A 7,366-nucleotide genomic window follows, 5' to 3' on the forward strand; every position below is an offset into this window, starting at 1 on the left:
TCCATTTACGCATGTACAAAATTTACGGAAAGATAGGCATTTGCATTCCTTTAACACAACTTAATAATACCTTAAAATACCGGCCGGCATTAAACGCAAAAAAAAGAGGATGGTCTTATAACCGACAATTTTTTAAAGACGTAAAATTATGATTGTATGAAAGGATTAAGCTTAATGGCTGTGGCAGCCATGATGACAACCGCCGCTTTTGCCGGCACCGGTAAAGATGATGACTACAACGCACAGGACAAGATCGCATTGAATAAAATAGAGATCCGGCAGCAGCAGGAACAGAACGATGACCTGCAGCAGAACATTGCAGAACAGCAGAGCGCCATCTTTGACCTGATAAAGGAAAAAACCAGTTTAAAGAACGATCTGCAGTCGCTGGAAGATAAACAGCAGCATGCTGTTGCCGACGGCAAAACCGGCAAGGTGAACCGCCTGGGCAGGCGGATAGCCTGGGATCAGGCATTGCTGAAAGCAAATACCGACCATATCCACGAATACCTGGCCGCAGAAAGGAACGATATGCGCCTGATAAACCATAATGGCGCAAGAATAGACCAGGAAGAAGCGGCGATTAGTTCAATTAGTAATTGATAATTCGTAATTAGCAAGCAGCAAAGCTGCTTTCTCCATGTCCGGTTGCTCGTGCAGCGCAGAAAGCACTAACCGGTGAATAGCCGGGCTGTTGGGATCGGGGTAGGAGAAGGAGGAAATGATAATGTCGTGCTCCAGCAGGAACTGGGCAACAGAAGGCGTATGAGCATTGGGTTGCAGCAGGAATACGGGTAAATGATGCGGGTTATGCACCCACGGGATGTTGGCAATAAGCTGTTGCAGATAGTGGATATTGCGCTGCAGTTTTTTACGCCCTGCGGCATACAGGGGTTTACATTGCAGAAAGGCGTAAGCGTTGGCTGGCATCATGGGCGTGCTGGCTGTAAAGAAGGGAAGTTTCTTCATGGCGGAGATATCAGCCGCATGCCCTGCCACCAGCCCGCCTTCTACACTGTAAGCCTTGGCCAGCGAAGCGGTAATAAGATAATGTACCGGCGCATGTACCGGCAGCAGATGTGCGATGCCTTCGCCTTCCGGCCCCAGGATGCCGGCGCCGTGAGAATCGTCTATTACCACCAGCACTTTTCTTTCTATAGCCGCCAGCCAGCTGAAATCGTATATGGTGCTTGTTAAAGGATTTACCGCATCAGTGGCCAGCACAAAGGTATGGTCCGGATGGCTGTTTACCTGTTCAATGGTTTGCGCTGTCCATTGCTGCCGGTCCTGGAAAGGTACTACGGCGTTGTGTAAACGAAGCGCGGGGTGCGTGCCGGGCGCATATAACACCTGGCCCCTGGTTTGCGCGTAATGAATGGCCGCCTGCGCGGCCAGGTAACCGGAGGAAAAAGCAGCGGCCGACTGCTGCCGGAAGAGTACTGCCAGCGCATGTTCCAGCTCTTCGTATATGCCAAGGCGTACATTGGCAACGCGGGAGGAAATAAACACCGGGCCAAACAGGCCCATGCCTGTTGCAACGGCTTCCCGGAAAGCAGGTTGGTCATGTGCGCCCAGGTAGGAAAAGCCGGAAAAGAAAAGATGTGCTTTGCCATCGATCACGGCTGTTCTGCCAGGTGTGGTATTGGTTTGAAGCGGGCTCATTTTTCTGCTTTGGTGCGCAGCACAAAATAATAATCGCCGGATTTCACCTTCATATCAAACAGCTTATCGTCCAGGTGTACAACGGTTACCAGGTTCTCGGCGTTGCGCAGGCCGTTGCTGGCTGTAACGCTGATGATGCTGCCGTTGCTGAGCAGCTGGTATTTGCCGGAGTCCGGTTTGTTATCAATGGTGGCTATAAATACATTGTTGTCCAGGAACTGGTAGTACACATTGCTGTAGTAACCATTTTTCAGGTCTTTAGCCTGTGTGATCTGCGTATTGTCATACGGATCGCCGGCAGGCACCTGTACATCGTACACCCGCCACTTTTTATGCAGCAGCAGGCGGTTTACCTTATTACTATTGCAGGCCAGCAGGGTTATACATAAAAATACCAGCAGGTAAAGGCTGTTTTTTATCATGATGCTTTTATTTGTTCCCGGTCATTTTCTTATTGAAATCAGCAGATTTCCCTTTTGGAATGGAAAGGCTTTCCCACTGTTCTTTCATGATCATTTTGCCAATATACACGATCTGTCCCACATGATAAGGAATATGCGCCAGCTGCCGGTTAATGGCATCTACCACGGCATGCGGCTCGGAGCGGATGTACACGGTTTTTTCCAGGTCGGCCTCCTGCAGGCTGTCCAGCGCCTGCATCATGCAGTCCCAGCCTTTTTTCCATAGCTCCAGTACTTCTTCCCTGGTGGCGTGGCTGTTATCAAATTCGGTGTCGCGGTTGCGCCAGGGCTTTTCGCCGTCGGTGGTGAGGAAATCGGTCCAGCGGGAAAGCATGTTGCCGCTGATATGTTTTATGATCAGGTAAATGCTGTTGGAGCCTTCGTCCGGCTGCCAGTTCAGCTGCGCTTCATTGAGCCGTTCCAGGGTTTTTTCTCCCATTAACCGGTGTGTGAGGAAGCGCTTTTTTACACTATCGAGATAAGTTTGAGCGATTGACATGGGAATTAAATTACGAATTACGAATGGTGGCCGTGTGCTACAAAGGTACGGTATGCAATAGTTACTTTAATTATGAATTATCAATTACGATCCCGCGAAGCGGTGCATGAGCGCAATTGAAAATAATTATGAATGCGAATAATTACGAATGGTAGCAGTGTGCTACAGTGTACAGCAAGCAATAGTTATCTTAACTATACTTTTAATAGCTATTATTTGCCTCCATCCATCCGCTCCACCCATCTGCATATCTGCATATCTGCATATCTGCACATCTGCACATTTGCTAGTATCCCGCTGCGCTGTCGTCCCCGCGATGGTCGCCTACGGCTTCCAGCTGGCCCTGCGCATTCAGCTTAATCACTTCTGTGCGGCCAATGGGGCCGCGGCGTACCACTTTATAACCCAAATGTTCCAGGGCGGTAACGGTGCTGTCGGGGAAGCGGGGCTCCACATCCACCTGGTCCGGCAGCCACTGGTGATGGAATTTGGGTGCATTCACTGCGCTGTCGGCCGGCAGGTTAAATTCCAGTATATTCATTAACGTTTGGAACACGGAGGTAATAATGGTAGCGCCGCCGGGCGTGCCTGTTACCACATAGGGCCTGCCGCTTTTCAATACAATGGTAGGCGTCATAGAGCTGAGCATGCGTTTGCCCGGCGCTATGGCATTGGCTTCTGCGCCTACCAGCCCGTACATATTGGGTACGCCGGGCTTTGCGCTGAAGTCGTCCATTTCATTATTCAGGAAAAATCCGGCGCCAGCTACCACTACCTTGCTGCCATAGCTGCCGTTCAGCGTGGTGGTAACAGCTACTGCATTGCCCTTGCTGTCCATTACAGAAAGGTGGGTGGTTTCCTCACTTTCCGGCGCTACATTGCCGGCCTTTACCACTGCGCTGGAACCGGCTTTGCGCGGGTCATAATCCTGCATACGCGCCTGCAGGTACTTTTGGGAGGTAAGCTGCTGCACAGGCACCTTTACAAAATCGGGGTCGCCCAGGAACTGTGCGCGGTCGGCATAGGCGCGCCTTTCTACTTCCACCATCAGCTGGGTGGCCATGGTAGAGTGAAAGCCCCAGCTGGCCAGCGGGTAGCCTTCCACCATTCCCATCATTTGCTGCAGGGCCACGCCACCGCTGGAAGGCAGGGGCATAGTAATAATCGTGTAGCCTTTATAGTTAAAAACAACCGGTGTTCTTTCTTTGGCCTGGTAGGCTTTCAGATCGGCCGGCGTAATAAGCCCGTGGCCGCGCTGCATTTCTTCAGTGATCATTTGGGCGGTAGGGCCTTCGTAAAAGCCGGCTTGTCCTTTATCGCGTATTCTTTTCAGGGTGTTGGCAAGGTCGGGTTGTATAAGCGTGTCGCCGGCTTTCCAGGGCCGGTCTTTTTCAAAAGCGTTAGGCCGGGTGTTGAGCTGGCGGAAATGAGCCGCATGCGCATTCAGGTTGCGTGCTTCTGCTTCGGTGATCGCAAAGCCTTTTTCTGCCAGTGTAATGGCCGGCGCTATCAACTGCGCCATAGGCAGCTTGGCATAACGCAGCGCCGCAAAAAAGCCAGCCACAGAGCCGGGTACGCCAACAGCCAGGTGCCCGTCCTGGCTAAGTTTGGGGTTGGCCTGTCCTGTGGAGTCCAGGTACATATCACGGCCGGCGCCTGCAGGCGCTTTCTCCCGGTAATCAATGGCAATGTTCTTACCATTGCTCAAATGGCTCACGAGAAAACCGCCGCCGCCGAGATTTCCGGCGCCGGGGTACACCACTGCCAATGCCAGCTGTGTAGCGATGGCGGCATCCACGGCATTGCCGCCCTGCTGCAATATAAGCACACCGGCCTGGCTGGCCAGCGGATGTGCCGATACTACAGCGCCATGCGGTACTACTATTTCTTTTTGCGCGCTGTAATGATAAGGGTTCATCCGGGAAAACGGGTCCTGTGTGCAGGCTGCCAATGGTAGTAAGAGTAATAATAACGGTAAGCGCATAGCCGGGAGCGGGTTTTATTTCACTACAAGGTAATACATGTTGAGGAAAAGTGGGAGGGGAGGGAAGGACAGTGCAGGATTCTATGGCCTTCCTGGCTCACGGGAACGTATATTATGGGTATGCAGATGTTTCAAACGTTTTTTTTATTGGTCACGCTTTTGATGAGTCAACACGGCAGGATTGCCGGATCCGATTGTATGATCTTACGCGCAAAAAGGATTAGGGGCTGTGCCTGGCCTGAGCCTGATGGAAGTTTATTTTGGCTAACGGCTTATTTTGGGGAGTATATTTACAATTGAAAGGGGAATCTTTCCCCATAAAATAAATACATAACGATGAGGCAAATTTACCTTTTGTGTTTACTATGTTTCCTTTTTTCTTGTGTTAAGTCACGATCTGATAAAAATAAATCACTTATGTTTTTTGCTTCAGATGCTAAATCTAAATTGATTGTAAGTGCAAATCAAATTCATGACAGATTGGTAACACCCGAGCGAATAAAGAATAATCAATTAAGTGGGCAGGCGATGCTATTGATAAATGATAGTATTCGTGAGATTCATTCATACAGGCGTGGGGAAATATGGGGGGAAGAGTTAATCTCGTTTGAGGATGGAAGCCCTAAATTTTATGCATTTAAAACAGATAGTGTTAATAGTACCTTTCATAGAATCTATAACCGACAGCGTCAGATAGTTGAAGAAATGGGAGATCCGTTAGTGTATATGTTAATTGGAGGTGGAAAAACAGGTGATACACTAGACGTGAAATTTGTATTTGTGGATAGAATTTTCAGTAGTATGGAGGTAGAATGTAATATCAATGGAAGGGGATATAGTAAAATTGCTTTAACAACCGACAAGGAATTTGCCCCTTGTAAAGTATTTCATTATGTTGAGGATGTCAGTGGCTTGAATAGGGCAGTGCTTTTGTTTAAAATGTTTTGTAAAGAAATGAACAATGGTGAGATCAAAGAATACAGAGATACGCTGGACTTAAGTAAAAAGCCGGGAATGGCTGATAAGTAGAGTAAATTGCAGCAATAGGTACAATAATATTTATTATAGCTCCTGGTTATTTTGTTTCAGGATATTATATTAAATAGTCATTATCAGGTAGCCAACAGATAAAGATGAGAAAAAGTAAAGATATTGTAATACACTGTTTTGTGATAGTATTTTCAATCCAACTAATTCATGTAGAAATAAGGAAGCTAGAAAGTGTCAAGCTGAAAGTTTTGTAAAGGAGAATGGGTTTACGGAGGTAAATTCTGTACGCGGTATTCCTACCGCTTATAAACGCTTTTTTGGCGACGATTTTTGGGGCGAAAAAGTAGAATTTGATGAGAGTGGTATATCCAGATATTATTTTTTAATTGATACTATTCGAGCTTCCTTTATTAAAGTATACACTTCTTATCCGAAAAGTGTATGGTTTGAACAAGGTACTCCATTAGCTTACAATACAGCTAAAACCAATTTAAATCAAGGGGTCATTAATTTTACTTCTGTTTTAGCAGGGACAACCTTTGATTCTTTGAATATATACATATCCCAGGATGGTCGAAAGTATATTTCATGTTTATTAGAAAGAGGAGATACGGCATTTTATGGGTACCATGTTGTACAGTATAAAGCTGATTATATAAAACGTAACAAAGTACATTTCTATTTTAGAATAGAGGCAAGAGATAAATTTGACAAAAAAACAAGAACTTATTTTGATACGATTAATTATTCAATATTTGATAATTGAACGCTATCTATTATGGCAATAATACATGAAGCAAGTCACTATGAACGGTTTATAGGGCTATCAACTCGTTTTCATAGAATAAACGACTATTTCCTATCTTAGTCCCACTAATCCTCCTCCCACTATGCGCTTACGCTGGCTGCCGGTTATATGCCTTTTATTCGCCTTCCGGATGGGCTTTTCCCAATCCCTGCCCACACCCGATGCATTCCTGGGCTACCCCCTCGGCGCACGGTTTACCCCGCACTATAAAGTGCTGGAGTACTTTAAGGCAGTAGCTGCGGTAACGCCTAATATGCTGCTGCAGCAATATGGTACAACTTATGAAGGGCGCCCGCTCATAATGGCCATCCTGGCGTCGCCGGAGAACTTTGGCCGCCTGAAGGCCATACAGCAGCAAAACCTGGATAGGGTGAACGGTAAGGGCAGCAGCGCGGATCAGCCGGTGATCGTTTGGCTGAGCTACAATGTGCATGGGAATGAGGCCGTATCTACCGAAGCAGCCATGCGCACCCTGTACATGCTGGCCGATAAAAGCAATGCACAAACGCAGCAGTGGATGCGCAACCTGGTAGTGATCATTGACCCGTGCCTGAACCCCGACGGGAGGGAGCGCTACGTAAACTTTTATAACCAGGTGCATAACCTGGTGCCCGATCCCCAGCGCTACGCGCGGGAGCACAATGAGCCCTGGCCGGGCGGGCGCGCCAACCACTATTACTTTGACCTGAACCGCGACTGGGCCTGGCAAACGCAAAAGGAGTCGCAAGAGCGGGTGGCTATGTATAACCAGTGGATGCCGCAGATACACGTAGATTTCCATGAGCAGGGTATTGATGCACCCTACTATTTTGCCCCGGCTGCCGAACCCTTTCATGAAGTGATAAAGCCCTGGCAGCGCGATATGCAAACCCTCATTGGTAAAAACAATGCAAAATACTTCGATGAGCACGGGTGGCTGTACTTTACCAAAGAGCTGTTTGACCTGTTCTATCCCAGCTACG

General features: G+C 47.9%; 7 protein-coding genes. 3 read left to right on the forward strand and 4 right to left on the reverse strand.

The annotated features are described in order from the left end of the window. Window positions 1–156: 156 nt before the first annotated feature. Window positions 157–603 carry a hypothetical protein gene (locus VFS25_RS20950; RefSeq protein WP_326464133.1) on the forward strand — a complete coding sequence of 149 codons (447 nt, stop codon included), beginning with the start codon at window positions 157–159 and terminating at the stop codon, window positions 601–603. On the opposite strand, the gene VFS25_RS20955 is transcribed toward VFS25_RS20950, so the two are convergent. The 4 genes from VFS25_RS20955 to ggt form a co-directional block, all read right to left on the reverse strand. Further along, a complete protein-coding gene (locus tag VFS25_RS20955) occupies window positions 589–1,662 on the reverse strand; it encodes a hypothetical protein (protein ID WP_326464134.1) in 1,074 nt (357 codons plus the stop codon). The two genes, VFS25_RS20950 and VFS25_RS20955, sit on opposite strands and share 15 nt — an antisense overlap. Next, complete coding sequence (locus tag VFS25_RS20960; RefSeq protein WP_326464135.1) at window positions 1,659–2,084, reverse strand: hypothetical protein; 426 nt, start codon at window positions 2,082–2,084, stop codon at window positions 1,659–1,661. The genes VFS25_RS20955 and VFS25_RS20960 overlap by 4 nt, the downstream gene beginning before the upstream one ends. A gap of 7 nt (window positions 2,085–2,091) precedes the next feature. After that, complete coding sequence (locus VFS25_RS20965) at window positions 2,092–2,622, reverse strand: DUF1572 family protein (protein WP_326464136.1); 531 nt, start codon at window positions 2,620–2,622, stop codon at window positions 2,092–2,094. A gap of 286 nt (window positions 2,623–2,908) precedes the next feature. Next, entirely contained in the window at window positions 2,909–4,606 is a 1,698-nt protein-coding gene (gene ggt, locus VFS25_RS20970) for a gamma-glutamyltransferase (protein ID WP_326464137.1), read from the reverse strand. 417 nt (window positions 4,607–5,023) lie between these two features. On the opposite strand from ggt, the gene VFS25_RS20975 reads away from it, so the two are divergent. Both VFS25_RS20975 and VFS25_RS20980 read left to right on the forward strand, forming a co-directional pair. Further along, a complete protein-coding gene (locus tag VFS25_RS20975) occupies window positions 5,024–5,635 on the forward strand; it encodes a hypothetical protein (protein WP_326464138.1) in 612 nt (203 codons plus the stop codon). Between the two features lie 851 nt (window positions 5,636–6,486). Continuing rightward, window positions 6,487–7,366, forward strand: an 880-nt coding sequence (locus VFS25_RS20980) for a M14 family zinc carboxypeptidase (RefSeq protein WP_326464139.1), incomplete at its 3' end; no start/stop codon positions are given.

Origin of the sequence: Chitinophaga sp. (assembly GCF_035761305.1) — a bacterium.
In the GTDB taxonomy this organism is placed as follows: domain Bacteria; phylum Bacteroidota; class Bacteroidia; order Chitinophagales; family Chitinophagaceae; genus Chitinophaga.

What these genes read in the sequence shown, in the direction of transcription:
- VFS25_RS20950 (WP_326464133.1), top strand. Translation starts at nt 157, where the DNA reads ATGAAAGGATTAAGCTTAATGGCTGTGGCAGCCATGATGACAACCGCC.
- VFS25_RS20955 (WP_326464134.1), bottom strand. Translation starts at nt 1,662, where the DNA reads ATGAGCCCGCTTCAAACCAATACCACACCTGGCAGAACAGCCGTGATC.
- VFS25_RS20960 (WP_326464135.1), bottom strand. Translation starts at nt 2,084, where the DNA reads ATGATAAAAAACAGCCTTTACCTGCTGGTATTTTTATGTATAACCCTG.
- VFS25_RS20965 (WP_326464136.1), bottom strand. Translation starts at nt 2,622, where the DNA reads ATGTCAATCGCTCAAACTTATCTCGATAGTGTAAAAAAGCGCTTCCTC.
- ggt (WP_326464137.1), bottom strand. Translation starts at nt 4,606, where the DNA reads ATGCGCTTACCGTTATTATTACTCTTACTACCATTGGCAGCCTGCACA.
- VFS25_RS20975 (WP_326464138.1), top strand. Translation starts at nt 5,024, where the DNA reads ATGTTTTTTGCTTCAGATGCTAAATCTAAATTGATTGTAAGTGCAAAT.